Source organism: Streptomyces sp. NPDC039423 (assembly GCF_055598725.1).
On record NZ_JBVKAH010000003.1, the window covers coordinates 435,585 to 462,215 of the forward strand.

The following is a 26,631-nucleotide window of genomic DNA, read 5'->3' on the forward strand; positions in this document are numbered from 1 at the left end:
GGACCGCCATCCTGTTTTCGCTGGATGTGCCGGCCACCGACAACAAGCTAAGTAGCCGCACCAGGGGCGTCAATGAAATAGGAGAGCGACCGGGGCAGACCGGCCACGGTGCCTCACCGGCGTCTCTCGTCCTGTTTGACACGACTTCGTACGGTGTCGACCGGGGGTTCGCTCGCCATCGAACGGGCGAGCGAGGCGATCTTCACTCGGAAATGCCCCTTTTATAGGGTTTCCAGCGTCCGAACAGTTGACGGCTGAATATGCGCCGTCCCGATCCCGCGGCCGCCGATCCCCGGGGCTTTCGCACCACCGTGGGGGCCTTCTATCGAGATGTCCGGTGGCCGCATTCGCGCGCTGCCGGGGGGCGGGGGTACGGATCCGGACACCTCTCCCCCGCGCCCCCGGAGCGGAAGCGCCATATGTGCGCGGCCTTATGCATACAAGATCGCCCACATCGGCCCCGATCGACGGGGCCGATTCCACCCGGCGTACCGCACCGGTGCCGGGGTAGGGCCGTGTCGTGTTGCGTCGTGTTGCGTTGCGCCGCGTGGTGTGGCGTGTGCCGCGCCGCGTTGCGTTGTGTTGTGTCAGGTGTCCAGGGCGTCGGCGTACAGCGCGAACAGGCGCAAGGCAGGGGCCTCGTCGGCCGGTCGGGGGGTACAGAGGCGGCGCCAGCACTCGGCGGTGAGACGGCGGGCCCGGCTGCCGGGCCAGGGCGTGGGCAGCAGTTCGGGAGGGAGGAGGGGGTCGGGGGTCATCGCCGTGGTGAAGTGGGCGGCCAGCTCCACGGTGAAGGTGAGCCGTTCCGCGTCCGAGGGTTCCGGGCCCCGGGTCAGCCGGGCGAGGCGGGTCTCGGCGAAGGCCGCCAGACGGGTGTGCCGGTCGGCGATCTCGTCGAGTGGCCACAGGGCGGCCGCCAGTGCTCGCGGTTCGGCGGTGTCGCCGATCCGCAGGTCGGTACTGCTGAGGCAGCTCAGCGAGTCGAGGACGCCGAGGTGGGCGGCGTGGGCTCGGACGAGTTCGGTGACGGCGTGGGCGGTGACGTACAGCCCGCTCTGGACGGGGGCGGCACCGAGGTGGAGGAGGTGCTCGCGCAGGGCGTCGCGCGCGGCGCGGCGGGATTCGGGGACGGCGAAGGCGAACAGGTGCCAGGTCCCGTCCCACGGGGCGAGCCCGGCGTCCTGCCGGTAGGCGTGGCGGACGTACGCGGCGTCCGGCGCCAGGGCCCCGGTGACGTCGGCGACGGCGCGGAGGACGGCCTTGCGGCCACGGCCCTCCTGGGTGAAGCGGCCCTCGCCGACGAGGCGCTTGACGCACAGTCTGACCTGCTGGTCGGTCATGCCCAGCAGCCCGGCGACGGTGTAGAGCTCGCCGGCGTCGACGGTGCCGTCCTCGCGGACCAGGGCGTGCACCAGCAGTCGCGTGGGGATCTCCGGACCGCCGGCCGGGTCGGCGGCACCCGGGGCGGCGGCGTCCGGGCCGCCCGGCGCGGTGGCGTCCGAACCGCCCGGCGCGGTGGTCCGCGGGGTGGTGGGGCGGGCGTTCACCGGGACCCTCCCGTCGCGGAGGCGTCCGCTCCGGTGACCGGGCGGTGCATCGTCGCGACCGCGCCGAACCCCATCAGGCCGCGCAAGTACGGGGTCCGCTCGGTACGGACGGTGGTGAACCCGTGCCGTTCGTACAGCGCTTTGGCCCGGGGGTTGACGTCGATGACGTCCAGCCGGACGCGGCGGCAGCCGTGGTCGGCCGCGACCGCCGCGATCTCCTCCAGGAGCAGACCGCCGATGCCGCCGCCGCGGTGCGCGGCGTCCACGGCGATGCCGTCCATCACCAGTTCGCCCTCGGCGGGCGTCCGCTCGAACAGGGCGAGGACCGCGAGGCGGGGCAGGCCGCGGAACAGGCCGTAGACCGACAGCACGTCCTTCACGCCGCCGCCGGTCAGCGCCCGGTCACCGAGCCGGTATCCCGCCACTCCGACCACCCGGCCCCCGACGAGGGCGGTCACGCCCCGGTCGTGCCGCAGGTGGTCCGCGATGAACCGACGCCCCACCTCGGGCGGATCGAGGGCGGGGGCGAGCTTGCGGCCGAACGCCTCCCAGTACAGCGCCGCCACCCGCTCCTCCTCACCCTCGGGCACGCCCCTGCGTACCGCCGCCGGCCTCCTGCCATCCGTCGACACCATGCCGCTCCTCCCCTTCCGCCTTCTCCACGGGCGCCCTTGCGCGGATCGCCCTTGCATGGTCGAGTGTAATACGTTCATGCTGACAACGAGCGTTTCAAACACGAACGATTTTGAGGGGTGGGGATGTCGGTGCGACTGCGGATGCCCGAACGACGCCGGTGGCGCTGGACGGTGTGGACGGTGGTGGCCGCCCTGGTGGTGACCGCCGGGCTCGCCGGGGTGACGGTGTGGCAGAACACCTACGCGCTACGGGAGGAGAAGGTGTCGCTGCGGCACGCGGGGAAACTGCTCCAGGGCGTGCTCGCCCTTCCCGAGACGGGTGACGGGCCGTTCGGCGTGGTCGTCTTCGTCCACGGGGACGGACCGGTCGACGCCACACACGACACGTTCTACCGCCCGATGTGGGAGTCCTTCGCCCGGGCCGGGTACGCCTCGCTGTCGTTCAGCAAGCCCGGTACCGGCGGTTCCGAGGGCGACTGGCTGGACCAGAGCATGGCGGACCGGGCCTCGGAGACGCTGGCCGCGGTGGCCTGGGCGCGGAGCCGCCCGGACATCGACGGGCGGCGGGTCGGGCTGTGGGGCGCCAGTCAGGCCGGCTGGGTGCTGCCCAAGGTCGCCGCGCGCGACCCGCGCCTCCAGTTCGTCATCGCCGTCTCCCCGGCGGTCAACTGGCTGCGCCAGGGCCGGTACAACCTCCTCGCCGAGCTGCGCCGCGACGGCGCCACGCCCCGGGAGACACGAGCGGCGCTGCGCCGCCGGGAGACCACCTTGCGTCTGCTCGAACGGGGCGCGCCCTTCGCCGAGTACCGGGACACGGTCGGCGACGGGGACGGGATGACAGCCGCGCGATGGTCCTTCATCGCCCGGAACTTCACGTCGGACGCCACCGCGGACCTGCGGGCCATGCGCGGCACACCCGTCCTGCTGGTGCTGGCCGGCCACGACGTCAACGTGGACGTCGCCGAGACCGAGGCCGTCTACCGCCGGGTCCTGCCGGCCGCCTCCCTCCGGGTCGCCCGCTACCCCGGCGCCACCCACTCCCTGGTGGACCACGACGTGGAGGGGTCCGAGTGGCGTCTGACGCTGACCGCCGTCCTCGCACCCAGGAAGCTGTACACCGACGGGTTCCTCGCCGACCAGTCCGGGTACGTCGCGCGCCTGGGCGTCCGGAAGGGGGCGGCATGACCAGCACCACCGGCACCGCTCCCCCGGCCGGCGCCCCGGGGACGGCCACCGGGCGCCTGGCCGCGGTGGACGCGCTGCGCGGCTTCGCCCTCTTCGGCATCCTGATCGTGAACATCACCTACCTCGCCTCCGCCCACCACGGCACCGGTGTGGAGGACCCCGGCTTCGACGGCCCCGTCGACCACGCGGTACGCGCACTGGTGGCGATGTTCTTCGAGGCCAAGTTCTTCCTGCTGTTCTCGTTCCTGTTCGGCTACGGCTTCACCCTGCAACTGGCGTCCGCCGCGCGGGCCCGGGCGCGGTTCGCCCCCCGCTTCCTCCGCCGCCTGGCCGGGCTGTTCCTCCTGGGCGTCGCCCACGCCGTGCTGCTGTTCCCCGGCGACATCCTCACCACCTACGCCGTCCTCGGCCTGGTCCTGCTGGCGCTCCGGCGCATCGCACCGCGTACGGCCGTACGTCTCGCGGTGGCGCTGCTCACCGTCACCGCCGCCGCCTTCGCGCTGCTCGCGATGGCCCTGCGCGCGGCCGGTGGCGGCGGCCCGGACCGGGCCGCGGCGGCGGCCGAGGGAGCCGCGGCCACCGACGCCCTGCGCGGGGACGCCGCCTCGGTCGTCGCGGCCCACCTGGAGCAGTTGCCGGACGTCGTGCTCATGCTGGTGTTCTTCCAGGCGCCGGCGGCGCTCGCCGCCTTCCTCCTCGGCCTGGCCGCGGGCAAGCACCGGGCGCTGGACGGCATCGCCCCGCACACCCGGGTGCTGAAACGCCTCCAGGTCTGGGGCTTCACCGTGGGACTGGGCGGCGGCGCGGTCTACGCCCACGCCGCCTCGACCCGCCCCGGGAGCGCCTACCACCTCCTCGCCGTGGGCGTCGACGTGGTCACCGCGCCGCTGCTGGCCGCCGCGTACGCGGCCACCGTCCTGCGCCTCGCCCACGGCCCCCGCGCCCGTACCGTGACCGCCGCGCTGGCACCGGCCGGGCGGATGACGCTCACCAACTACCTGACACAGTCACTGGTGTGCGCCCTGCTGTTCACCGGATACGGAGCCGGGCTCGTCGGCCGTGTGCCGCCCGCGGGCGTCGCGGGCGTCGCCGTCGCGCTGTTCACCGTCCAGGCGGTGGCCTGCCGGTGGTGGCTCGCCCGCCATCCGTACGGGCCGGTCGAATGGGTGCTGCGGGCCTGGACCAACCTCGCCCGGCCCGCCTGGCGGAGGACCGGAGCCCGCTAGCGACCGGTCAGGCCTGGGCGGGACGCCCGTGCCAGTCCAGGCAGATGACCAGCGCGTCGTCGTCCAGCGGGTTGTCGCCGTGGTGGGCGGTGAGTTCGCGCATCATCGCGGCCGGCACCTGGGTGGGAGGCAGCAGGCGGGCGGCGCTCAGCGCCCGAGCCAGGACCTGCTCCCCGTACGCCTCCCCGGTCGTGGCCGAGGGGGTCGTGTAGACGCCGTCGCTGGCGAACAGCAGCCTGTCACCGGGTTCCGCGGTGAAGAACTCCGGCCGGTACTGGGTGTCCTCGAACATGCCGAGGGGCAACTGGGCCTCGAAGTGGAGGGGTTCCACCACGCCTCCGCGCAGTTGCCAGGCCCGGGGTGATCCCGCGTCGACCACCTCGACCTGTCCCGTTTCGAGCGCGAAGCGCAGGAGGAGCACCGACACATAGGAGCGGCCGCGGTACTGGGCGTAGACCGCCTGGTCCGCCAGGGCGGCCTGGCCGGCGAGGTCGAGGCCGGCGCGACGGGCGTTGCGCAGCGCGTTGACGGCGAGGTTGGTCAGCAGGGCCGCGTCGATGCCCTCGCCCATCCCGTTGGTGACGGTGAGGGTCAGGTGGTCGGCGGAGATGGACCAGTCGTAGTTGTCGCCGAGTATCGCGTACGCCGGTTCCAGGTGTGCCCCGATGGTGAACTCCGTGCGGGAACAGGCACGGCCGGGCAGGAGCTGCCACTGCATCTCGGCGGCGAGGGTGAGACGGGCGGCGCGCCGGGCCAGGACGTAGAGGTCGGTGTCCCGTTCGGCGACCAGGATCTCGTGGCCGAGCGCCTCGCCGATGTGCTGTATCTCCGGCAGCACCTCCGTGACGGGCCGGCCGGCCGGCAGCCGCACCGACAGGACACCCAGCCGGTCGCCGCGGATGGTGACCGGCAGGTGCACGTCGGTCGCGCCGGTCGCCTCGTCGGCGACGACCACCGGCTCCTGGGAGCCGAAGGCGCGGCCTTCCGGGCTGTTGTGGATGGCGACCGGTTCGCTGGCCCACGGCACCCGTTCGACGGCTTGCAGGGACCGCACCCCGTAGTCCGCGAGCCTGAGGTCGACGCGGTCGGCCCCGTACTCCCGGGTCAGGGCGGTCGTGACGACTTCGAGGAGCGTGTGCGGCGCGGCGGCCCGCAGGGCCCGGTCGACGGCGGTGAGCCTGTCCACGTCCTGCACGGTGTTTCCCTGGGGCGACGGTAGGGGCTCCACCTGCCTCAGTCTAGGCCGGGCGGCCCGGGGCCGCCCGCGGTCACCGACCAGAACCGGCGGGGCGCCGCATGCCCGTCCCGGCGGCCTTCGGCCGGTCCCGCCGGTGACCGCCCGGGACGGCACCGCGCCGGTCCGTCGCCCCGGCCCCGGCGCGCCCGCGGGGGCCGCTCGCGGAGCAGAGGGAGGCGATGATCGCCGCCAGGGTGAGGAAGGCGGCGGCGAGCATCAGGGTGGGAACGGCATGGACGAGGTTCATCGGCGCTCCGGGTCGGTGGGACGACTGAAGGTCACCGGCGCGGATACCCGTGATCGGCCGCTCGACGCCCCGCCGCCGGTGGTTCCCGGTAGCCGCCGGTGGTTCCCGGTAGCGGTGGGGCGGGGCGGGTCGGCCGGTCGCGTGAGGCGGCGATCGCCGGTGAGTAGATCACCGGCGACCGGGAAGGCGGACAATTCACACCAGACGGACAGGCGGGAGGTCAAGGATGGTTTCCGGACCACTCAAGGACGACTGGAACGGAGTGCACGGCGACGTCGCCGAGGGCCTGAGCGCACGTTTCGACGGGGACATCGGCAATGTCACGGACGCACGGCTGGCGGCGGGTCTCTTCCTGGACACCCTCGGGTGCTCCGATCCACCCACGGAGGCCGACAGCAGGGACGACGTGATGCTGGTGGTCACGGAGCTGGCGGCCAACGCCGTCCAGTACGCTCCGGGGCCCTTCGCCCTGCGGGTGCGGCGCACCTTCGACGGGGTCCACGTGATGGTCCGGGACGGCAACCCGGAGCCGCCGAGGCCGGTGCCGCGCAGCTCGGCCGGGAAGCCCGGCGGGCTGGGCTGGCTGATCGTCCAGGCGCTGGGCGAGGTCAGCGTACTGCTCCAGGAGGACGGCAAAGAGGTGCACGTCTTCCTGCCTTGGTAGGCGCCGGGCCGCTCCGGTGGGCGCCGGGCCGCCCCGCCTCCGGGCCGCCTTCCCCGAGCCCGGCCGGGGAGGGGGTCCGGCCGGGCCGCGGGCTAGTGGCGGCCGTGCCAGTCGAGGCAGACGACCATGGCGTCGTCATCGGCGTCGATGGACCCGCGGTGTCCGGCGAGCTCCTGGAGCACCGCGCGGGGCACCTGGGAGGGCGGGAGCAGCCGGGTCGCGGCCATCGCCCGGGTGAGGGCCTGCTCGCTGTAGCGCTCGCCGGCCGGTGAGGCGACGTCGTACACCCCGTCGCTGAGGAAGAACAGGCGGTCGCCCGGCTGCACGCTGAAGGACTGGGGCGCGTAGTTGGTGTCCTCGAACATGCCGAGCGGGAGCTGGGCCTCGAGGGCGACGGGCTCCGCCTTGCCCTGCCTCAGCCGCCACATCTTCGGCGATCCGGCGTCCACGATCTCGGCCTGCCCGGTCGCGAGGTCGAAGCGGAGCAGGAGGACGGAGAGGTGCGCGGCTCCGTGGTAGTGGCCGTAGATGGCCTGGTCCGCGAGGAACGCCTGGTCGGCGAGCGACAGGCCGGCGCGGCGGGCGTTGCGCAGCGCGTTGATGGCGAGACTGGTCAGGATGGCCGCCTCGATGCCCTCGCCCATGCCGTTGGTGACGGTGAGGGTGAGATGGTCGGCGGAGGCGGACCAGTCGAAGTTGTCGCCGTAGATCGCGTAGGCCGGTTCGAGCTGTGCGCCGATCTCGTACTCGGGGCGGGAGCAGGAGCGGCCGGGCAGGAGCTGCCACTGCATCTCGGCGGCGAGGGTCAGCCGGCTGGCGCGGCGGGCCTGGAGGTACAGGTCGGTGTCGCGCTCCGCCACCACGATCTCGTGCCCGAGGACCTCGGCGATGTCGTGCAGCTCCCGCTCGGTGGCGGTGGTGTACGCGTCCTCGGGGAGGCGGACCGTGAGCACGCCGATGCGGTCGCCGCGCACACTGACGGGGAGGTGGGCGATCACGTCGGCGCCGGGGACGCGCTTCTCCACGTGCGGCCGCTGGGAGCCGAAGGCGCGTCCGGGAGCGCTGGCGTGGACGGGAACGGGCTCGGTGGTGACAGGGAGGGCATTGACCGGTTGCAGTATGGTCATCGCGTAATCGGCCATGAGCAGGTCGACGGAGACGGCCGTGTAGTGGGTGATGAGCGCGTCCCGTACTGCTTCCAGGAGAGCGTGGGGCGGGGCCCCGCGCAGCGCGCGTTCCACAGCCGAGAATCTGTCCACCGTTCGATTACCACCTGTTCGGGAAGAAAGAGTAGAAGGAGTGGATGGCCTCTTATGTCCCAGCGACTGACAAGGCCGTTGCAAAGTGTCACAGTTGATGACATGCATTCCGAGACTTCTCCAGGTGCCGACCGGGATGCCGCCGCCCACGCCGCGCGGGAAGTCATCGAGCTGCTCGAAGTGCTGTGGAACAAGGGCCGGGACATGACCTCGCCCGCCCCCGTCTCCTCCTCACAGCTACGCGTGCTCTACATCCTGGACCGCGACCGGCCCATCAACCTGCGCACCCTGGGAGACGACCTCGGCTCCGCACCCTCCTCCATCAGCAGGATGTGCGACCGCCTCGACGCCCTCGGCTTCATCGAACGCTCCCCCAGCACCGCCAGCCGCCGCGAACTCGAACTACGCCTCTCCAGCCGCGGCGAAAGCTACCTCAAAGACCTCCGCGCCCGCCGCCAGACCGCCCTGCTCGACGTCATCTCCGCCATGCCACCCGCACAACGCGCCGCACTCGCCACCGGCCTGAACGGCTTCCGCCTCGCCCTCGAGGACACCACGGAGAGATCCGACGGCACGGACGAGGACGGCACGGCCGAGTCCGCATGACCACTGGAAGCGGTCGGCATGTCGCCGGGTACACAGTCACCTGCCTTCGGTTCTCGGGCGCGCGGTCATCGACGGAGCACGCAGAGCGACTCGCACGAGGCAAGAGTGTTTCCTGCGGCGCATAGTTGTCAAACGGCAACTGTTTCTTCGCGTCACCTTGCGTTCACCCGCACCCCCGCCCGTCCGCCACGGTGGCCCCACCGGCACCCGCTCCGCGCACTCGACGTCGCCGTTCCGGTGCATACCCACCATTTCGCCACCGAGCCGGTGCCCCGCCCGGGCCGGCGCCGTCGGGGTCCGCCGACCGGAACGCCGTGGCCTGCCTCCAGGGCGGCCCGGCACCGCCCTGGAGGCAGGGCGGTGCCGGGCGTCACGGCCCGGTGGACCACCCTCCCGGGTGACCGCCCCTCACATGGCGGGGGTGCCGTAGTAGCCGCCGAGCAGTCGGCGGTACTCCGGGTTCCCGAGGTGCTCGGCCGGGTCGAACCCGGGGGCGTTGTCGATCTGCTCGCGGGTGCGGTCCACACGTACGATGTGCTCTTCGAGGTCGATCTCGGTCACCGTGCCGGCGGGCAGCAGCACGCGCCTGCCGAAGATCCACGGACCGGTGTCGACCACCAGGCAGGCGGATCCGGCCGCACCGGAGTGCCTGTCGACCTTGCCGATGCTCCCGTCGGTCGCCTCCACCTCGTAGCCCTCGAGCTGTGCGGGGTCGATGTGGCGGAGGACGGACGGGTACTCCCAGAGGCTTTCGGACATACGGCTCCCTTGGTGCGGCCCGCTGTGGGGCATGCTCAGGTGGTGTGCTTCACTCCTGGCCGCGCTTCTTCCCGGGCGCCGGACGGTCATGCGCCCCCGCACGGGCCGCGGGGGCCGCGGCGCCTGCCCCCGGGGCCGCCGGATTCGGCCGGGACTGGCGGGAAGTGCGCCTTGGGCCCCGATTGCTCTCGTGATGCCACGTGGGTTAGCCTGCGGCGTATTTGTCGTACGGCAATGGTTAAGTGTCGAAAGAATGGTATGACGGCGCGCTCCCTCGATCCTGGGTGTGCGCCGGTTCGATCTTTTCGTCGCGGGATCTGAGCGGAACGAGGTTGGTCATGGCTGAGACGGCGGTCGAAGGTGCACGTGCCGTGCCGCGGTCACGGCCCTCCCGAGGGGGCGGCAAGGTGGGTGAGACGGAACTCCGGCAGTTGCTGGCGGGTCTCACGGCGGTGCGCGACGGGGATTTCGGCACCAGGCTTCCCGATGAGGAAGACGGGCTGATCGGCGAGATCGCCACCGTCTTCAACGGCATGGTCGACCAGTTGTCGCTGTTTACCTCCGAGGTGACCCGTGTGGCCCGGGAGGTGGGTACCGAGGGGACCCTCGGCGGCCAGGCGGTGGTGCCGGGCGTGTCGGGCACCTGGGCGGACCTCACCGATTCGGTGAACGCCATGGCGGGCAACCTCACGACCCAGGTCCGCGACATCGCCCAGGTGGCGACGGCGGTGGCCAAGGGCGACCTGTCGCAGAAGATCGACGTGGACGCGCGCGGCGAGATCCTGGAGCTGAAGGACACCGTCAACACGATGGTCGACCAGCTCTCCGCCTTCGCCGACGAGGTCACCCGCGTCGCCCGCGAGGTCGGCAGCGAGGGCCGGCTGGGCGGCCAGGCCGAGGTGCCCGGCGTCGGCGGCGTGTGGCGGGACCTCACCGACTCGGTGAACTTCATGGCCGGCAACCTCACCGACCAGGTCCGCAACATCGCCCAGGTCACCACGGCGGTGGCCAAGGGCGACCTGTCGCAGAAGATCACCGTCAACGCGCGCGGCGAGATCCTGGAACTGAAGAACACCATCAACACGATGGTCGACCAGTTGTCGTCGTTCGCCGACGAAGTCACCCGTATGGCGAGGGAAGTGGGCACCGAGGGGATCCTCGGTGGCCAGGCCGACGTCAAGGGGGTCTCCGGCACCTGGCGGGACCTCACCGACTCGGTGAACTTCATGGCCGGCAACCTCACCGCCCAGGTGCGCTCGATCGCCCAGGTGGCGACCGCGGTGGCCAAGGGCGACCTCTCCCAGAAGATCACCGTCACGGCCCGCGGCGAGATCCTGGAACTGAAGAACACCATCAACACGATGGTCGACCAGCTCTCCGCCTTCGCCGACGAGGTCACCCGCGTCGCCCGCGAGGTCGGCACCGAGGGGCGGCTCGGCGGGCAGGCCGACGTCAAGGGCGTCTCGGGCACCTGGAAGGACCTCACCGAGTCGGTGAACGTCATGGGCGACAACCTGACGGCCCAGGTGCGTTCCATCGCCGAGGTGACCACCGCGGTGGCACAGGGAGACCTGTCGCAGAAGATCCGTGTCGACGCCCGGGGCGAGATCCTGGAGCTGAAGGAGACCATCAACACGATGGTCGACCAGCTCTCCGCCTTCGCCGACGAGGTCACCCGCGTCGCCCGCGAGGTGGGCACCGAGGGCAACCTCGGCGGGCAGGCGACCGTCCGGGGCGTGTCGGGCACGTGGAAGGACCTCACCGACAACGTCAACGTCATGGCCTCCAACCTGACGGGACAGGTGCGGTCCATCGCCCAGGTGGCCACCGCGGTGGCCCGGGGTGACCTGTCGCAGAAGATCACCGTCGAGGCGAAGGGTGAGGTCGCCGCGCTCGCCGGGGTGATCAACACCATGGTGGACACGCTCTCCGCGTTCGCCGACGAGGTCACCCGTGTGGCCCGCGAGGTGGGCACCGAGGGCATGCTCGGCGGCCAGGCGCGCGTGCCCAACGTGGCGGGCACCTGGAAGGACCTCACCGACAACGTCAACTCGATGGCGAACAACCTGACCAATCAGGTGCGCAACATCGCCCTCGTCACCACCGCCGTCGCCAACGGCGACCTGTCGAAGAAGATCGACGTCGACGCCCGGGGCGAGATCCTGGAGCTGAAGACGACCATCAACACGATGGTCGACCAGCTCTCCGCCTTCGCCGCCGAGGTCACCCGTGTGGCACGCGAGGTGGGCAGTGAGGGCCGGCTCGGCGGGCAGGCGGAGGTCGAGGGCGTGTCGGGCACGTGGAAGCGCCTGACGGAGAACGTCAACGAACTCGCGGGCAACCTGACCCGGCAGGTGCGGGCCATCGCCGAGGTGGCCAGCGCGGTGGCGGAGGGCGACCTGACCCGCTCCATCACCGTCGACGCCTCCGGCGAGGTCGCCGAGCTCAAGGACAACATCAACTCCATGGTGGAGTCACTGCGCGAGACCACCCTGGCCAACCAGGAGCAGGACTGGCTCAAGTCCAACCTCGCCCGCATCTCCGGTCTGATGCAGGGCCACCGGGACCTCGCCGTGGTCGCCGAGCTGGTGATGGACGAGCTGACGCCGCTGGTGTCGGCCCAGTACGGCGCCTTCTACCTCGCCGAGGAGGCCCAGGAGGGGACGGAGCTGACGCTCGTCGGCTCCTACGGCCGTCCCGTCGACTTCGCCGGCCACGCCCGCTTCAGACTCGGCGAGTCCCTGGTCGGCCAGGCCGCGCGCAGCCGCCGTACGATCGCCGTCGACGAGCTGCCGGGCGACTACGTCAGCGTGTCCTCCGGACTCGGCGAGTCCGCCCCGGCCAGCCTGATCATCCTGCCGATCGTCGTGGAGGACCAGGTCCTCGGCGTCATCGAGCTGGCGTCGTTCACCACCTTCACCCCGGTGCACCGGGACTTCCTCGAACAGCTCATGGAGACGCTGGGCGTCAACGTCAACACCATCGTCGCCAACGCCCGCACCGACGAGCTGCTGGACGAGTCTCAGCGCCTGACCGCCGAGCTCCAGGCCCGTTCCGAGGAACTCCAGGTGCAGCAGGAGGAGCTCCAGCGGTCCAACGCGGAGCTGGAGGAGAAGGCGGCGCTGCTGGCCGCCCAGAACCGCGACATCGAGACCAAGAACCTGGAGATCGAGCAGGCCCGGCAGGAACTGGAGGCGCGCGCCCAGCAGTTGTCCCTCGCCTCCAAGTACAAGTCGGAGTTCCTGGCCAACATGAGCCACGAGCTGCGCACCCCGCTGAACAGCCTGCTCATCCTCGCCCAGTTGCTGGCGCAGAACCCGACCCGCAACCTGACCCCCAAGCAGGTCGAGTACGCGGGCATCATCCACTCGGCCGGGTCCGACCTGCTCCAGCTCATCAACGACATCCTGGACCTGTCCAAGGTCGAGGCCGGCAAGATGGACATCAACCCGGAGGTCGTGGCGCTGCGGCAGCTCCTCGACTACGTCGAGGCGACGTTCCGGCCGATGACCACGCAGAAGAACCTCGACTTCACCATCAGCACCGCTCCGGGTGTGATGACCGATGTGATGACCGACGACTCGCGGCTGCGGCAGGTGCTGCGCAACCTGCTGTCCAACGCGGTCAAGTTCACCGAGCGGGGCAGCGTCGAGCTGCGCATCGAGATGGCCGCGGAAGGCGAGCTGCCGCCGTCGGTCCACCGGGGCGGGCCGGTGATGGCGTTCCGTGTCAAGGACACCGGCATCGGCATCCCCGAGCAGCACCTGGAGGCCATCTTCGGCGCCTTCCAGCAGTCCGACGGCACCACCAGCCGCAAGTACGGCGGCACCGGACTGGGGCTCTCCATCAGCCGGGAGATCGCCCACCTCCTCGGTGGCGCGGTGACCGCGGAGAGCACCCTGGGCCGGGGCAGCACCTTCACCCTCTACCTGCCGGTGGCGCGGGGCGACTGGGAGGTCAGCACCAGCACGGCGGGCAGCCCCGCCCTGGAGGCGGCGGCCGGGGCGGCCGAGTCCGCCGACAGCGGCGCGGCACCGGTCCGCCCGACGCCCGTGCCACGGCAGAAGCGGCGCCTCCTGGTCGTCGAGGAGCGCAACAGGGGCCTGCTGTCCCTGGTGGCCGAGAGCGCGGTGTCCGACCTGTCCGGCAACGGCGACCTCGCCAAGCGCACGTCGGACATCGAGGTGATCAGCGCGGTGGGCGCGCAGGAGGCGGCGGAGAGCCTGGCCGCCGGCCCGTTCCACTGCGTCGTCCTGGAGCTGGACATGCCCAAGGACGCGGCCACGCAGTTCCTGGACGCCATGGACGGCGACCCGGCGGTGACGACGGTGCCGGTCCTGGCGCACAACAGCCGCCGCCTGGAGCGGGCGCAGGAGGAGAAGCTGGAGTCCCGGTCGGCCACCCGGCCGCTGGAGCTGATCTCCAGCCTCGACGAGCTGCGCGAACGCATCGCGCTGCACCTGTCGGCGGAGGAACCGGGGGACGTCCTGCCGCTGGTGCGCGCCGACGAGACACGCCAGCAGTCCTCCCAGCCCGTCGACGGCACCCTCACCGGGCGTACCGTACTGGTGGTGGACGACGACGCCCGCAACCTGTTCGCGATCAGCGGCATCCTGGAGCTGCACGGCATCGAGGTGCTGCACGCCGAGAACGGCCGCAAGGGGATCGAGGCACTGCGCGAGCACCCCGAGGTCGATCTGATCCTGATGGATGTGATGATGCCCGAGATGGACGGTTACGCCGCGACCCTGGCGATCCGGGAGGACCCGGCCTACGCCCAGCTCCCGATCATCGCGGTGACGGCCAAGGCCATGCCGGGCGACCGGGAGAAGAGCCTGGCCTCGGGGGCGAGCGACTACGTCACCAAGCCGGTGGACGCCAACGACCTCATCGCCTGCATCGGGCGGTGGCTGCCCGCCTGAGGTACCACGACGCGGGCCCTGGCCGGGCCCGCGTCCCCGCGCCGTCCCCCGTCCTTGCCGACCGAGGAGTCAGCAACACCGTGAGCACTCCTGAGTATCCCGGGCGACCCGTCCAGGAGGACGAGTCGCCGACGCCCGGCCTCCCGCCGGGCCGGCCCTCCCCGCACGTCCCGGTCCAGGCCGGTGCGGAACCGACGGCACCGGCCGTCCCCGGCGGAGAGGCGCAGGGAGTCGGCAGACTGGCCGCGACCGTGGAGCGGCTGCGCGGCGAGATCCTGGCGGCGCAGGCGGCGGCCGACGGCCGTGCCCTGATCGAGCTGGCCAAGGGCGTGCTCATCGAGCGGCTCCGCTGCGGCCCCACGGTGGCCGCCCAGCAACTGGCCGCGCTGGCGGACGAGTCGGGCGTCTCGCAGCTGGAACTCGCGGCGGACATCGTCAACCAGGCGGCCCGGGACCACGTCACCGAGATCGCCACCGGCTTCGTCCGCAGGACGAGCGGCGAGGCGGACACCGACGAGGAGGACGGCGCCTCGGTGGGCGTACGGCTGCGCACGGCCGAGAGCGGCGCCCTGGCGGCCGGGGACACCCAGGCGGTGGCCGAATCGCTGCTCGCCCACGCGCTGACCCCGCTGGGCGCCGTCGCGGTCGCCGTGTGGACGGTCGGCTCCGACGCGTCGCTGACCCTGGCCGGGTACGCCGGGTTCCCGGCCGACGAGGCGGGCCGCTGGCGGTACGTACCGCCGGGCGTGGCCACCCTGGCCCGTCAGGCCCTGAGCCGGCGGCAGGCGGTCCGCGCGGCCTCCCTGTCCGCGGCGGGCCCGCCGTCCATCGGCTGGACGCGCAACCCCGGCGGCGGGCGCATCGCCGTCCCCGCGGGAACCGGTGGCCGGATCCACGGGATCCTGGAGATCTGCTGGCCCGGCCCCCTGGAGCCGCAGCCGCCGCAGATCGTGCGGCAGATCGAGGCGCTCGCCGAGCTCTGCGCCCACACCCTGGAGGGCCGGCCCGGCACGGTGGGCCCGCCGTCGGTGGACGCCTGGACGGGCATGCCGGACCTGACCGAGCTGGTGGACCTGGTGGAAGGGCTGTACGACCCGGCGCTGGTCCTGGTCCCCTTCCTGACCCCCGAGGGCCAGCTCGCCGACTTCCGCATCCACCACGTCAACGACCACTTCGTCGATCCGGCCGGCCGTCCCCGCAACGCGGTGCACGGGGCGCTGCTGCTGGAGGCGTACCCCATGGCCATGGGCGGCAGCGAGCTGTTCGAGAAGATCGAGCGCGTCTACGCCACCGGTGAGCCGTTCCGGGCCCAGCGGATGACGCTGACCGCCCTGGTCGACCAGGTTCCCCTGAGCGCCGTCGTCGACATCAGCGCCAGCCGGCACGGCAGCAGCGTCCTGCTCATCTGGCGCGTGGAGGACGAGGCGGCACGGCTGGCGAACCTCCTCCAGCACGCCCAGCGGTTGGGCCGGATCGGCGGTTTCGAGGAGAACGTGGCCACCGGCCAGATCGTCTGGAACGACCAGCTCTTCGACCTGTACGGCCTCCCCTACACCACGCGGCCCGTGCCCCTGGCGGAGCTCGCCGCGCACGCGCACCCGGACGACGCGGTGTCCATCGGGCGCTTCCTGCGGGCGGTGCTGCACCACCGCCGGCCGGCGTCGGCCGCCTTCCGCCTCCAGCGCCCGGACGGGGTGACCCGGCACATCCGGGTGATCGCCGAGCCGGTCCTGGACGCCGACCACAGGCTGCTGGCGGTCCGGGGCGCCTACCAGGACATCTCCGCGCAGCACTGGACCGAGGTGGCGCTGGCGGCGACCCGCGACCAGCTCGCCCACACCGAGCAGCAGGCCGCCGAACGCAACCGGCTCACGCTCCAGTTGCAGCACGCGATCATGCCCCCGACCCAGGCGCCGCTGGACAGTCCGGGCCTCCAGATCGCCGTGCGCTACCGGCCCGCCGAGTCCGAGTCCATGGTGGGCGGGGACTGGTACGACGCCGTCGTCCTGCCCTCCAAGCAGGTCATGCTGTGCGTGGGGGACGTGGCGGGGCACGGGATAGAGGCCGCCACGAGCATGGTGGTGCTGCGCAACGCCATGCGCGGTCTGGCCGTCACCGGTGCGGGCCCCGGGCAGCTTCTGTCCTGGCTGAACATCGTGGCCCACTACCTGACCGAGCCCGTCACCGCCACGGCCGTCTGCGGTCTGTACGACCCGCACAAGGGCACGTTGCGCTGGGCCCGGGCGGGGCACCTCCCGCCGGTGCTGATCCGGGGCCAGAAGGCCACCACGCTGCGCACCGTCAGCGGCATACTCCTCGGCGCCCTGGCGGAGACCTCCTACGAGGAGGAGGAACTCCAGATGTCGCCGGGCGACACCCTGCTGATGTACACCGACGGACTGGTGGAGCGCCGGGACGAGTCGGTCCAGGACTCCCTGGCCCAGTTGCTCACCAACGCCCGTATACCGACCACCACCCTCGAGCAGCGGCTGGACGGTCTGCTCACGCACAGCAAGTCGGACACCGACGACGACACCTGTCTCATCGGTATCCAGGTCGTCTGACGCGTCGGCTCCGTGTGCCGGGGCATACGGAGCCGGTGGCGGCGACGCCCCCTGTTCAGGACCGACGGAAGAAGGCGATGCACCCGATGGCCGATGACGCGTACCTGTTCCTGCTCCCCGACCGGCGCCCCCGGCTGGGTGCCGCCCTGGCGGCGGTCGGCCCGCTGGAGTGCGCCGAGACACCGGCCGTACGCGCCTGGCTCCAGGCCCACGAGGTGCCCGCCGCCTCGGAGCAGCTCCGGGTGCTGCCCGCCGACGCGGAGGTGTTCATCCCCGAGGACGCCGAGCGCCTTCCCGTACCGCTGAGCGAGGAGGAGGAGACGCGGGTCCGCCAGGAGTGCGCGCCGCAGACGGTCACCGAGATGGAGACCGAGCTCCTGGAGTTCCGGGAGACGACGCAGGACTGGGAGGCCCTGGTGCACCGGGCCTTCACGGCCGGTGTGCCGGCGCAACGCATCGCCCTGCTCACGGGCCTGGACCCGCAGGACATCGGCCGGCTGCTCCAGTCCTGACGGCCGTCGTGTCCCCGTCCCGGTGCTCGCCGCGCCCCGCGTGCCCCGGGGCGGCAAGCCCCCGGGGGCCCCGCGACGGGGGCATAGGCTGGCCCGCGGCTCGGAAGCGTCCCGCGGTGCCACGGACGAGTCGTACGTCGAGGTTGTCGATCAGCGGTACCAAGGAGGGTCACGTGTCCCAGCCCCTGACAAGGCCGTTGCGAAGTGTCACAGTTGATGACATGCATTCCGAGACTTCTCCAGGTGCCGACCGGGATGCCGCCGCCCACGCCGCGCGGGAAGTCATCGAGCTGCTCGAAGTGCTGTGGAACAAGGGCCGGGACATGACCTCGCCCGCCCCCGTCTCCTCCTCACAGCTACGCGTGCTCTACATCCTGGACCGCGACCGGCCCATCAACCTGCGCACCCTGGGAGACGACCTCGGCTCCGCACCCTCCTCCATCAGCAGGATGTGCGACCGCCTCGACGCCCTCGGCTTCATCGAACGCTCCCCCAGCACCGCCAGCCGCCGCGAACTCGAACTACGCCTCTCCAGCCGCGGCGAAAGCTACCTCAAAGACCTCCGCGCCCGCCGCCAGACCGCCCTGCTCGACGTCATCTCCGCCATGCCACCCGCACAACGCGCCGCACTCGCCACCGGCCTGAACGGCTTCCGCCTCGCCCTCGAGGACGGCGAGGCGGCGGCGGGTACGGACGGCGGTGCCCCGGCGACGGTGGAGTCCGTGGAGACCGCCTGAGCCGCCCCGTGACCGGCCGGCGGGCGTCCTGGGGGCGGCCCCATGGCCGCCCCGTTCAGCGGCCGGGGCCGGGGTCGGGGTGGACGGGCCGGGTGATGCCGGCCCGGGCCGCTTCGAGCTGGGCGGCGAACGCGATCCCGAGGAACAGCGCCGCGCCGGTCACGTTCGCCCACAGCAGCAGGGCGACGAAGGCGCTCAAGGGACCGTAGACGGCTCCGAACGAACCGCTGGTGTTGATGTACAGCGCGAGGAGCACGGTGGCGCCGACCCACAGCAGCAGGTGGACGCACGAGCCGAAGACGAGCCAGGTGTAGCCCGGCTGGTCGCGGCGTGGCGCCCAGCGGAAGACGACGGCCGAGGCGAGCGCGGCGAGGACGACCCCGACCGGCAGGTGGAGGTGGTCCCACCAGGTGAGCAGCGACGGCGGCCAGTGTGCCGCCCGCACCACGGCCCGTCCGATGTCCCGCCCCGCGACGATGGCGAGGAACCCGCCGCCCAGCGGGAGTCCGGCGAACAGGGCGAGCAGCATTCCCCTGCCGTACTTCACGGCGAAGGGCCGGTCGCGCTCGATGCCGTAGATGCGGTTGCAGCCGCGTTCCACCTGGCCCATGGCGGAGGCGAGGTTGACCACGGCGAAAACCAGGCCCATCCACATGGCCACGGCGCCGGCCGCGTCCCCGCCGGCGCTGCGCCGGGTGTCGCTGAGCACCTGGCGCACCACGTCGCCGCTGACGCCGGGCACGATCCCGGCCAGGGCCAGTTCGATGGCCCGTCCGATGCTCTCGGTGTGCATGGTGGTGGCGATGCCGACCAGGGCGATGGTGAACGGCACGATGCCGAGGACGACCTGGTACCCGAGGCTGCGGGCGAAGCTGAACCCGTCCGCGTAGCGGAAGCGCGCGAAGGAGTCGATGAGCAGCTTGCGCCCGCCGTAGCGCCGCAGGGCGGCGAACGCCTCGTCGCCGGACAGTTCCTCGCCGACCATGTCCCGGGTCTGCGGGACGTGTACGACCGTTCCCATGGGTCCTTCCGCCTGCCTGTGCCGCCGCGGTCGTGGCCGTGGGCGTGGTCGCCACGGTCGTGGCCGTCCGCGTCGCCGAACAGTACCGGAAGGCCCGGTGGCACGACCGCGGGCCGGCGCGGCGGTGCGGGCCGGCCCGCGTGGGGTGTCGGTGAGGGTTCGGGGTCAGTCCACCGTGAGCATCCCGGCGCGCAGGCGCCCGAGGATGCGGGTGAGGAGGCGGGAGACGTGCATCTGGGAGACGCCGAGGTGCTCGCCGATCTGCGCCTGGGTGAGCTCCTCGACGAACCGCAGGTGCAGGATGGAGCGGTCGCGCTCGTCGAGCTGGTGGATGAGGGGCGCCAGGGACTGGAAGTTCTCGACGAGTTCCATGCCCGGGTCCTCGGTGCCGATGAAGTCGGCGAGGGCCGCGTCGTCCTCGTCGCCGCTGTTGATGGCGGCGTCCAGTGAGGTCGAGTTGTATCCGTTGGAGGCCAGCCGGGCCTCGATGACCTCGTCCTCGGTGAGGCTCATCAGGGCGGCCAGCTCGCTGACCTTGGGAGCGCGGCCGAGCCGGGTGCTGAGTTCGTCGGTCGCCTTGGCGAGTTCGACGCGCGCCTCCTGGAGCCGGCGCGGCACGTGCACCGCCCAGGAGGTGTCGCGGAAGAACCGCTTGATCTCGCCGACGATGTACGGCACGGCGAAGGTGGGGAACTCGACCTCCCTGGAGAGCTCGAACCGGTCGATCGCCTTGATCAGTCCGATCATGCCCACCTGGACGATGTCTTCCATCTGGTCGCCGCGGCTGCGGAACCGGCCCGCGGCGTAGCGGACCAGCGACATGTTCATCTCGATGAGGGTGTTCCGGGCGTACTGGTACTCCGGGGTGCCCTCCTCGAGGACCGCCAGCTTGTCGAAGAACATTCTGGACAGGGCACGGGCGTCCTTGGGCGCGAGATTCTCCGGTGCCTCGATCTCGGGCAGTTCGGCGACACCGGCCCGCGTGTCCGTTCCCCATGCCACGGCAGTCGTCATCGCCCTGTCCCCTCCCACACGAACACATCATCGAAAAAGGCCTGGTAGTCGGCCGCAGATCGGCGCTTACCCCGTCCTAAGCATCTCATGCACACTTTTTTTACGGCGTCTTCCGCGGACACGACGGGGACGGTTCGGGGGCCGGGCCGGGGGCGGTTCGGGGGAGGTTCAGAGGAAGCGCCGGATGGGGGTGACCGCCGCCTCGAGAACGCGGTGGAGGGGGGAGCGGTGGCGCCAGCGGGTGAGGCTGACCGCACGGCTGCGGTCCACGTCCTCGTCGAAGTCGCCGTCGAGGGTGGCGGTGAAGGCCTCGTCCAGGACGGCGAGCATCACTTCCTCGTCGTGGTCCATGGAGCGCCGGTTGAAATTGGTGGATCCGATCAGGGAGGCGATCCCGTCCACCGTGATGATCTTGGCGTGCATCATGGTCGGCCGGTACTCGCGGATCTCGACGCCGGCCTCGAGCAGCGCACCGTAGTGGCGCTGCCCGGCGAGCCGGCAGGCCCGCTGGTCGGTGTACTCACCGGGGAGCAGGATCTGGACGGCGACCCCGCGTCGGGCCGTGGCGCAGAGCAGGTCGACGAAGTACGCGTCGGGGGCGAAGTAGGCGGTGGCGAGACGGAAGCGCTCCTGCGCCGAGTCGAGCATGACGCGGATGAGCGTCTGCATGTCCTGCCAGCCGATGCTGGCGGAGCCCCGCACCACCTGCACGATCGCGTCACCGTGCTGGGAGTGTTCGGTGAAGCGGTCCCGGGCGTCGAACAGCTCGGTGTGGCACTCGGCCCAGTTCTGGGCGAACGCGGCGGCTATCCCGTCGACGGCCGGGCCGCGGACCTGGACGTGGGTGTCCCGCCACTCGTCGGGGTTGCGGGCGTCGCCGCACCATTCCTCGGCGATGCCGACGCCGCCCGTGAACGCCGTGTGCTCGTCGACGATCAATGCCTTGCGGTGGCACCGGTGGTTCTGCTTGAGCGGTGAGAGCCACAGCGGCTTGCGGAACCAGGCCACGCGGACGCCGGCACTCTCCATGTCGTCGAGCAGGGTGTTCTCGATCTGCCGGGCGCCGAAGCCGTCGAGGAGGAGGCGTACGCGCACTCCCGCCCGGGCGCGCTCGGCGAGGGCCGCGGCGAACTCACGCGCGATCTCGCCCCGCCAGTAGACGAAGGTCATCATGTCGATGGTGTGCTCGGCGCCCCGGATGGCGCGCAGCATGGCGGGGAAGATCTCGTCGCCGTTGCGCAGGCGGAGGAGCTGGTTCCCCTCGGTGGCGGCGGCTCCGATCAGCCGTTCGAGGCGCCGGCGCAGGCGCTGCTTCCGTTCGGTCACGGTCATGCGCGCGACCGGGGCGCCGGGTCTCATGGGGTCGGTGACAGTCATGTGGGCTCCAGCTCCGGGGGAACCCGCGGCTCCCGGGGATGCCTGGACGGCCGCGGGTCGCGGGGACACTGACGAAGCTCCGCATGCCCTGTCGGGCCCGTTCCACGCCACCGCCTCCGCGGTGGGCGCCGGGTCAGGCGGCGAGGGCGTCGCCGACGGTGGGGTACAGCGGGATCGCCTCGCCGAGGCCCACCAGTTCGATGACTCTGAGCACCGAGGGCTGCGGGTTGACCAGCCGGACCCAGCCGCCCCGGGCGTGGGTGTCGCGCTGGACCCGGAGGAAGGCGTTGACCCCGGAGGAGTCCATGAACGTCAGGCCGGACAGGTCGAGCAGCAGGCAGTGGACGCCCTGCTCCCGGGCACGGTCGACCGCCTCGTCCAGGTGGGCCACGCCCTCGTAGTCGAGCTCGCCACCGATGGTCACGACCCCCACGCCGCCCGGACGCACCTCGACCCCCACCTGCACCCCGGAGCGCTCCATGTCTGCTTCCTCCTCAGCACCGCAACTGTCTGGACCGGCCGAAAATCAGGGGGTACGTCACTCCATCACGAGGCAGGCCCGGACGCGCTTGCCCGTCGAGAGGGGCTCCACGTCCACGCTCACGCACAGCGCGAGCACGATCTCCAGGCCGTGCTGCCCGACCCTGCCCGGGTCGGGTGCGTGGGCGACCGGAGCCACCTCGTACCCGTCGGACACCGCGATCTCCAGCATCCCGCCGTTGAGGTCGAGCTCGACCCGGCAGGGCCCGCCGGCGTGCCGGACGACGTTGGTGACGAGCTCGCTCACCACGAGCCGGGCGTCGTCCACCGCGCGGGGTCGTATCGACGCCCCGTCGCCCTTGTTCGCCAGCAGGAACGCAGCGGTGAAGTCCCTGGCCGATCCGATGGCCCCGTTCAGGTCCGTGTAGACCTTCGAGGCGGATGCCTGCGTGCCTCCCACAGGCGAACCTCCCCGCCTCGTCATCCGCTCAGCCACCCGGTCCGGTCGCGAAGCCTCAAGGGAGGCTGTGCTGTCACTGTGCATCCAATCCGCCCCCCATTGCGCTCCGGTCTCCTTCCGCTGGCCTCTACCCCGTACCCATATTCTGAATCAGGCCACTGACACCGTTCCAGCGCCCCGCAAGCTTGCCTCTTCTGGTAGGTCACCGGCAGGCCGGTTCGGCGAAACCTCACCCGTCCGAGTTCCTGGGGTGACCGCGGCGGTCTCCGCCGGGTGCCGCCGCGGTCAGCCGCGGGTGCAGGTGTACACGGTCCGGCTGTCGCCCTCGACGTGGGCGATGCGGAGGGTGCCCTTGGCGTACTCGACCTCGAGGTTCTGGCCCGTGTCGGCCGAGGAACCGCCGGGCGGCTGCCACGGGAGGACCAGCGATTCGCGCGGGCCCACCCGGGCGGGGACGTTCAGCGCGGCCACCCGCACCAGTTCGTCGAGGTCCTCGGGGTTCTCCGGGCCGTGGATGGCCAGGGTGCGTCCCATGAGGGCCCACTGGCCGCCCCACGGGGCGCTCTGACGGCCGGCGAGGGTCAGGCTCCAGCTACTGGCGGTGATGTCCGCGGTCAGGGTGGTGGCCGTGCCGTTCCCGGTCGGCTCGACGACGACGTTCCACGTACCGGTGACGAAGGCGGCGAAGGCCTTGGTGACGGGACCGGACCCCGTACCGCCCGACCCGGTGTTCCCCGGCCCGTTGTTCCCGGCTCCCGTGTTCCCCGCCCCCGGCGCGGCCGCGCCGGCGCCCGGTCCGCCGCCGTCGCCCGTGCCCTTCCCGCACGCCGCCAGCAGCGACGCCCCGACTCCCACGGCCAGGTAGCGGAGCGCGGTGCGCCGGCCCACCACCCGCGTCACGGCCCTGACCCGGCGAATGCCGGAGAAACCCCGCATGTCGGAAAAACCCCGGATGTGCATCGTCCGTCCCCCGTCGCTCGACATGGATCGCCCGGGCAGCGTACCGGGGGCCGGCAGCCGGGCCCGGCCCGGCTCAGAGGCCGAAGACCTCCGGGGCGTCGGCCAGCGCCCTGAAGCGCTCGCGCGGATCGGCCACGAGCTTCCGCCGCTCGAGGTCCAGCAGGCCCCCGACACCGGTGATCTCGGCGGCCACCGTGCCGTCGGTCCTGCGGATCGTCTGCTCGATGCGGAAGGTCTTGCCCTCGCCCCAGACGAAGGCGCACGTCACCTCCACCTCGTCGCCCGCCCGCAACTCCCGCAGATAGCACACGGTCACCTCCAGGGCGACGGGTCCCACGCCCTTGGCCAGCAGGTCCGTCTGCCGGATACCGCCCGCCTGCAACAGCGACCAGCGGGCGTGCTCCGCGTACTGGAGGTAGACGGCCTGATTGAGGTGGCCCTGGGTATCGGTCTCGTACCCGCGCACCACAACGGCCACGGAAAACGGCTCTGCCACGTCGCTCCTCCCGGTGTCGGCGCTGATCGGGCGCCTGTTGACCTTGGCAACCGCCGCGCCGGGCCGGACATTCCGCCGGCCCACCGGGAACGCCCGGCCGGGGCCCGGCCGGGCGTTCTTGAACTCCTCCGTACCGCCGTTGCGCGGGGTGTAGACGCTCTGCCAGCCCATCCAGTGCAGGCCGCCCGGCCCCAGCGTCAGGGTGACGTCGCGCTGCCCGATCCGCTCGCCGGTGGTGTTGGTGACGAGGACCTTCGGCACCGCCAGGCCACCGGGTACCGCGGTCACCCCTTCGACCTGCACCACCGGGCGCGGCTTGATCTTGACGGTCAGGTCCTGCGTCTCGCCGTGGGCGGTGAACGAGCCGTGGAAGGTGCCGCCGACCAGAGGGGCGTCCTTCTCCGCCCGCAGGTAGACGTCGTAGGGGCGGGTGTTGACGTTGTTGTTGCTGTTGAACGGCACCCTCGCCGCCTTGCCGTCCGGCGAGATCGTCACCGGGCAGGACATGCCGTAGCAGTTGGGGTTGACGTGGGTGATCCGGGTGTGCGGCGGGCCCTGGACCGTCAGCTCGGCCGGGTGGTTGTCGTGCTGGTTGTTCGGCGGGAGGACCACCTTCTGCGGGGGCCGGGGGACACGGAAGTGCCCGCACGGGTCGATCCGTGCGGGCACTCCACCGGTCGTTCTCAGTCGGTGCAGGAGGTGAACCGGGGGCTCGTCCGGGCCAGGTAGATGCTGGACCTGCCCTGGTCGTCGCTCTTCAGCGGAACGGTGACGGTGTCGGTCGCCTTCCAGGGCAGGCCGTTCGCGTCGAAGGTCCACTCACCGGTGACCTTCGTCGCCAGCTCCGACAGGGCCACCCACCCGTACTGGTGCGACGGGACGCTGATCATCAGGCTGTTGCCCAGGTCCTGGCGCAGGTCGTAACTGACGCTGCCGGACAGGGTGAGGCTGACGCTGGTCTGGACGGGGCTCGCCATGCCCGTGCCGAGACTGGAGGTGAAGGACACCCCGAGCTGGCTGGCCCAGCCGGTGGAGGTGTGCAGCGAGAACGTCCACGGTACGGGCGCCTCGGTGCCGTTGAACCAGACGGGCGAGACGCACTGCGTCGGCAGCGGCTCGGCGGGCGCCTGGGAGCCCTTGGTCCAGAAGCACGTCGACGCGTCCTTCTGGCAGCGCTTGGACGCGTAGTCCACCGCCGCCCGGAAGGCGGCACCGGCCGCCGCCGGGGGAACGCGCCACTGCTGCGCCCTGGTTCCGTTGCAGCCGTAGGTCTGGGTCCACGCGTCATTGCTCTGGGAGGCGAGGACGACGTCGACGCACTTGTTGTCGCCGGCGTTGCGGAGCATGAACACGTCGCCGGTACCGCGCACCGGCTGGAAGTACCAGCGCTGCGCGGTCGATCCGGTGCAGGACTGCTGCCGGAGCGGGAAGCCGACCTCGACGCACTTGCCGGTGGTCCCGTTGACCAGAGTGAACGATCCGTCGGGCTGGGTCTGGGCGTTCCACTTCTGGTAGTAGCCGGGTGCCGAGTTGGTGACGAGGAAGACCCCGTCCCCGGTGTTGCCGTTCTGGACGTCCAGGTTCCGGCCGCTGTTGACGGACGTGAAGGTGAGGCCGGTCAGGCCGGGCCCGTCGTCGGCGTGGGCCGTACCCGTCTGGGCGGTCAGGCCCAGGGTGACGCAGAGCGCGGCGACGAGGACGGCGAGCGCCCTGGGTAAACCGCTGTGTCCGGACTGGTGCATGCCAGAACAACCCCCTTGGGTGTGGACGGTGGTGCGTGTGGTGGTGGTCGGGACCGGCATCCCATCACCGGGGGCCGGGGCGCGCCAAGGCCTCCCCCCTCGCGCCGCCCGTCCGGTGTCCGGAAAGCCCTGTTGCTCGATCTATCGAATCTCGATAGATTCCTATCGTGGTTCGATCGAGGGAGTGGTCATGGGGAAGCTGACGGTGCTTGCGCTGCGCGCCGTGCTGGTGGTGCTGCTGGCCGGCTCGGTGTTCGTGCAGGCGGTGATGGTGCCGCTGCTGGCGATTGACCTGAAGGAGTCCGCCGAGAGCCTGGCGTACGGCCGCGCACCGCTGTTGACGGTGCTGGTCCTGGGCATCGTGACCGTCCAGGTCGTCCTGGTCTGTGTGTGGCGGCTGGTGACGATGGTGCGCCGTGGCACCGTGTTCTCGGACGCCGCCTTCCGGTACGTGGACGTCGTCATCGGGGCGGTCACCGCGGCCGCCCTGCTGCTGTTCGCCGTCGCGGTGCTGCTGGCGCCGGGCGAGGCCGTCGCCCCGGGGATCGTCCTGCTGGTGTGCGGTGCCGTTGTGGCGGTCCTCGGGGTCGCGCTCATCGTGCTCGTCCTGCGCATGCTGCTCGCCCAGGCCGTGGCACGCGACGTCGAGGCGGCGCGCATGCGGGCCGAGCTGGACGAGGTGATCTGATGCCGATCGCCGTCGACATCGATGTGATGCTGGCCCGGCGGAAGATGTCCGTGGGCGAACTCGCGGAGCGCGTCGGCATCACGCCCGCCAACCTGGCGGTGCTCAAGAACGGCCGGGCCAAGGCGGTGCGCTTCACCACGCTCGCCGCGCTGTGCGAGGTGCTCGACTGCCAGCCGGGCGACCTGCTGCGGTGGGTGCCCGGGACCGGCGCCGAGGCTCCGCGGCCCGCCGAGGCCCCGGAGGTCGTGGACGGATGACGCCGGGGCGCGCCCCGGCCGGCCCCCGGGACCGGC

24 protein-coding genes are annotated in these 26,631 nt (G+C 71.7%); 10 read left to right on the forward strand and 14 right to left on the reverse strand.

Features of this window, described 5'->3' with window-relative positions:
- Positions 1-587 precede the first annotated feature (587 nt).
- Together ACZ7LK_RS12710 and ACZ7LK_RS12715 are read right to left on the reverse strand one after the other, a co-directional pair.
- Positions 588-1,418, reverse strand: coding sequence for a PaaX family transcriptional regulator C-terminal domain-containing protein (locus tag ACZ7LK_RS12710; protein WP_471140646.1), 831 nt, complete (start codon positions 1,416-1,418; stop codon positions 588-590).
- A 125-nt stretch (positions 1,419-1,543) separates the two neighbouring features.
- The gene (locus tag ACZ7LK_RS12715) at positions 1,544-2,182 is read right to left on the reverse strand and encodes a GNAT family N-acetyltransferase (RefSeq protein WP_471140209.1); all 639 of its coding nucleotides are present in this window, start codon (positions 2,180-2,182) and stop codon (positions 1,544-1,546) included.
- A 123-nt stretch (positions 2,183-2,305) separates the two neighbouring features.
- Between ACZ7LK_RS12715 and ACZ7LK_RS12720 the strand changes: the two genes are divergently transcribed.
- Entirely contained in the window at positions 2,306-3,367 is a 1,062-nt protein-coding gene (locus ACZ7LK_RS12720) for an alpha/beta hydrolase family protein (RefSeq protein ID WP_471140211.1), read from the forward strand.
- The gene (locus ACZ7LK_RS12725; RefSeq protein WP_392272867.1) at positions 3,364-4,593 is read left to right on the forward strand and encodes a DUF418 domain-containing protein; all 1,230 of its coding nucleotides are present in this window, start codon (positions 3,364-3,366) and stop codon (positions 4,591-4,593) included. Before ACZ7LK_RS12720 ends, ACZ7LK_RS12725 begins: the two co-directional genes overlap by 4 nt.
- Positions 4,594-4,600: 7 nt before the next feature.
- Here the strand turns inward: ACZ7LK_RS12725 and ACZ7LK_RS12730 are convergent, their stop codons facing one another.
- Both ACZ7LK_RS12730 and ACZ7LK_RS12735 read right to left on the reverse strand, forming a co-directional pair.
- A complete protein-coding gene (locus tag ACZ7LK_RS12730; protein ID WP_392273267.1) occupies positions 4,601-5,779 on the reverse strand; it encodes a PP2C family protein-serine/threonine phosphatase in 1,179 nt (392 codons plus the stop codon).
- Positions 5,780-5,861: 82 nt separating this feature from the next.
- A complete protein-coding gene (locus tag ACZ7LK_RS12735) occupies positions 5,862-6,077 on the reverse strand; it encodes a hypothetical protein (RefSeq protein WP_392272866.1) in 216 nt (71 codons plus the stop codon).
- Between the two features lie 226 nt (positions 6,078-6,303).
- Between ACZ7LK_RS12735 and ACZ7LK_RS12740 the strand changes: the two genes are divergently transcribed.
- On the forward strand, positions 6,304-6,741 hold the full coding sequence (locus tag ACZ7LK_RS12740; protein WP_392272865.1) for an ATP-binding protein: 438 nt from the start codon (positions 6,304-6,306) through the stop codon (positions 6,739-6,741).
- A gap of 92 nt (positions 6,742-6,833) precedes the next feature.
- Here the strand turns inward: ACZ7LK_RS12740 and ACZ7LK_RS12745 are convergent, their stop codons facing one another.
- Positions 6,834-8,000, reverse strand: a complete 1,167-nt coding sequence (locus ACZ7LK_RS12745; protein ID WP_392272864.1) for a PP2C family protein-serine/threonine phosphatase — start codon at positions 7,998-8,000, stop codon at positions 6,834-6,836.
- 102 nt (positions 8,001-8,102) lie between these two features.
- On the opposite strand from ACZ7LK_RS12745, the gene ACZ7LK_RS12750 reads away from it, so the two are divergent.
- On the forward strand, positions 8,103-8,606 hold the full coding sequence (locus ACZ7LK_RS12750) for a MarR family winged helix-turn-helix transcriptional regulator (RefSeq protein ID WP_392272863.1): 504 nt from the start codon (positions 8,103-8,105) through the stop codon (positions 8,604-8,606).
- Positions 8,607-9,014: 408 nt separating this feature from the next.
- On the opposite strand, the gene ACZ7LK_RS12755 is transcribed toward ACZ7LK_RS12750, so the two are convergent.
- Positions 9,015-9,365 carry a PRC-barrel domain-containing protein gene (locus tag ACZ7LK_RS12755; RefSeq protein WP_392272862.1) on the reverse strand — a complete coding sequence of 117 codons (351 nt, stop codon included), beginning with the start codon at positions 9,363-9,365 and terminating at the stop codon, positions 9,015-9,017.
- Between the two features lie 407 nt (positions 9,366-9,772).
- Between ACZ7LK_RS12755 and ACZ7LK_RS12760 the strand changes: the two genes are divergently transcribed.
- The 4 genes from ACZ7LK_RS12760 (at position 9,773) to ACZ7LK_RS12775 (ending at position 18,100) form a co-directional block, all read left to right on the forward strand.
- On the forward strand, positions 9,773-14,287 hold the full coding sequence (locus ACZ7LK_RS12760) for a HAMP domain-containing protein (RefSeq protein ID WP_392272861.1): 4,515 nt from the start codon (positions 9,773-9,775) through the stop codon (positions 14,285-14,287).
- A gap of 80 nt (positions 14,288-14,367) precedes the next feature.
- The gene (locus tag ACZ7LK_RS12765) at positions 14,368-16,851 is read left to right on the forward strand and encodes a GAF domain-containing SpoIIE family protein phosphatase (RefSeq protein WP_471140219.1); all 2,484 of its coding nucleotides are present in this window, start codon (positions 14,368-14,370) and stop codon (positions 16,849-16,851) included.
- Between the two features lie 86 nt (positions 16,852-16,937).
- Entirely contained in the window at positions 16,938-17,363 is a 426-nt protein-coding gene (locus ACZ7LK_RS12770; protein WP_392272859.1) for a DUF6003 family protein, read from the forward strand.
- Positions 17,364-17,584: 221 nt separating this feature from the next.
- Complete coding sequence (locus ACZ7LK_RS12775) at positions 17,585-18,100, forward strand: MarR family winged helix-turn-helix transcriptional regulator (protein ID WP_392272858.1); 516 nt, start codon at positions 17,585-17,587, stop codon at positions 18,098-18,100.
- Between the two features lie 55 nt (positions 18,101-18,155).
- Here ACZ7LK_RS12775 and ACZ7LK_RS12780 read toward each other — a convergent pair whose 3' ends face one another.
- From ACZ7LK_RS12780 to ACZ7LK_RS12815, 8 genes are all read right to left on the reverse strand, one after another.
- The gene (locus ACZ7LK_RS12780) at positions 18,156-19,121 is read right to left on the reverse strand and encodes a YihY/virulence factor BrkB family protein (RefSeq protein ID WP_469463489.1); all 966 of its coding nucleotides are present in this window, start codon (positions 19,119-19,121) and stop codon (positions 18,156-18,158) included.
- Between the two features lie 165 nt (positions 19,122-19,286).
- Positions 19,287-20,135, reverse strand: a complete 849-nt coding sequence (locus ACZ7LK_RS12785) for an RNA polymerase sigma factor SigF (RefSeq protein ID WP_392272856.1) — start codon at positions 20,133-20,135, stop codon at positions 19,287-19,289.
- Positions 20,136-20,303: 168 nt separating this feature from the next.
- Positions 20,304-21,512, reverse strand: a complete 1,209-nt coding sequence (locus tag ACZ7LK_RS12790; RefSeq protein WP_471140225.1) for a phospholipase D-like domain-containing protein — start codon at positions 21,510-21,512, stop codon at positions 20,304-20,306.
- A 133-nt stretch (positions 21,513-21,645) separates the two neighbouring features.
- Positions 21,646-21,993 (reverse strand): STAS domain-containing protein, encoded by a 348-nt coding sequence (locus ACZ7LK_RS12795; protein WP_392272854.1) that lies wholly within the window; start codon positions 21,991-21,993, stop codon positions 21,646-21,648.
- Positions 21,994-22,050: 57 nt separating this feature from the next.
- Positions 22,051-22,452 carry an ATP-binding protein gene (locus tag ACZ7LK_RS12800; RefSeq protein ID WP_392272853.1) on the reverse strand — a complete coding sequence of 134 codons (402 nt, stop codon included), beginning with the start codon at positions 22,450-22,452 and terminating at the stop codon, positions 22,051-22,053.
- A 285-nt stretch (positions 22,453-22,737) separates the two neighbouring features.
- Positions 22,738-23,352 (reverse strand): hypothetical protein, encoded by a 615-nt coding sequence (locus ACZ7LK_RS12805; RefSeq protein ID WP_392272852.1) that lies wholly within the window; start codon positions 23,350-23,352, stop codon positions 22,738-22,740.
- A gap of 133 nt (positions 23,353-23,485) precedes the next feature.
- Positions 23,486-23,908 carry an acyl-CoA thioesterase gene (locus tag ACZ7LK_RS12810; protein ID WP_471140649.1) on the reverse strand — a complete coding sequence of 141 codons (423 nt, stop codon included), beginning with the start codon at positions 23,906-23,908 and terminating at the stop codon, positions 23,486-23,488.
- Positions 23,909-24,591: 683 nt separating this feature from the next.
- Complete coding sequence (locus tag ACZ7LK_RS12815; RefSeq protein WP_471140230.1) at positions 24,592-25,650, reverse strand: RICIN domain-containing protein; 1,059 nt, start codon at positions 25,648-25,650, stop codon at positions 24,592-24,594.
- 190 nt (positions 25,651-25,840) lie between these two features.
- Here ACZ7LK_RS12815 and ACZ7LK_RS12820 point away from each other — a divergent pair, with 190 nt between their 5' ends.
- Both ACZ7LK_RS12820 and ACZ7LK_RS12825 read left to right on the forward strand, forming a co-directional pair.
- Complete coding sequence (locus ACZ7LK_RS12820; RefSeq protein WP_392272850.1) at positions 25,841-26,338, forward strand: DUF2975 domain-containing protein; 498 nt, start codon at positions 25,841-25,843, stop codon at positions 26,336-26,338.
- Positions 26,338-26,595 (forward strand): helix-turn-helix domain-containing protein, encoded by a 258-nt coding sequence (locus ACZ7LK_RS12825; protein ID WP_392272849.1) that lies wholly within the window; start codon positions 26,338-26,340, stop codon positions 26,593-26,595. Before ACZ7LK_RS12820 ends, ACZ7LK_RS12825 begins: the two co-directional genes overlap by 1 nt.
- The last annotated feature ends 36 nt before the right edge of the window (positions 26,596-26,631 follow it).

Bases quoted from the DNA above. Each gene is read 5' to 3' on its own strand.
- ACZ7LK_RS12715 (WP_471140209.1), bottom strand. From the start codon at position 2,182: ATGGTGTCGACGGATGGCAGGAGGCCGGCGGCGGTACGCAGGGGCGTG.
- ACZ7LK_RS12720 (WP_471140211.1), top strand. From the start codon at position 2,306: ATGTCGGTGCGACTGCGGATGCCCGAACGACGCCGGTGGCGCTGGACG.
- ACZ7LK_RS12725 (WP_392272867.1), top strand. From the start codon at position 3,364: ATGACCAGCACCACCGGCACCGCTCCCCCGGCCGGCGCCCCGGGGACG.
- ACZ7LK_RS12735 (WP_392272866.1), bottom strand. From the start codon at position 6,077: ATGAACCTCGTCCATGCCGTTCCCACCCTGATGCTCGCCGCCGCCTTC.
- ACZ7LK_RS12740 (WP_392272865.1), top strand. From the start codon at position 6,304: ATGGTTTCCGGACCACTCAAGGACGACTGGAACGGAGTGCACGGCGAC.
- ACZ7LK_RS12750 (WP_392272863.1), top strand. From the start codon at position 8,103: ATGCATTCCGAGACTTCTCCAGGTGCCGACCGGGATGCCGCCGCCCAC.
- ACZ7LK_RS12755 (WP_392272862.1), bottom strand. From the start codon at position 9,365: ATGTCCGAAAGCCTCTGGGAGTACCCGTCCGTCCTCCGCCACATCGAC.
- ACZ7LK_RS12770 (WP_392272859.1), top strand. From the start codon at position 16,938: ATGGCCGATGACGCGTACCTGTTCCTGCTCCCCGACCGGCGCCCCCGG.
- ACZ7LK_RS12775 (WP_392272858.1), top strand. From the start codon at position 17,585: ATGCATTCCGAGACTTCTCCAGGTGCCGACCGGGATGCCGCCGCCCAC.
- ACZ7LK_RS12780 (WP_469463489.1), bottom strand. From the start codon at position 19,121: ATGGGAACGGTCGTACACGTCCCGCAGACCCGGGACATGGTCGGCGAG.
- ACZ7LK_RS12785 (WP_392272856.1), bottom strand. From the start codon at position 20,135: ATGACGACTGCCGTGGCATGGGGAACGGACACGCGGGCCGGTGTCGCC.
- ACZ7LK_RS12790 (WP_471140225.1), bottom strand. From the start codon at position 21,512: ATGACTGTCACCGACCCCATGAGACCCGGCGCCCCGGTCGCGCGCATG.
- ACZ7LK_RS12795 (WP_392272854.1), bottom strand. From the start codon at position 21,993: ATGGAGCGCTCCGGGGTGCAGGTGGGGGTCGAGGTGCGTCCGGGCGGC.
- ACZ7LK_RS12815 (WP_471140230.1), bottom strand. From the start codon at position 25,650: ATGCACCAGTCCGGACACAGCGGTTTACCCAGGGCGCTCGCCGTCCTC.
- ACZ7LK_RS12820 (WP_392272850.1), top strand. From the start codon at position 25,841: ATGGGGAAGCTGACGGTGCTTGCGCTGCGCGCCGTGCTGGTGGTGCTG.
- ACZ7LK_RS12825 (WP_392272849.1), top strand. From the start codon at position 26,338: ATGCCGATCGCCGTCGACATCGATGTGATGCTGGCCCGGCGGAAGATG.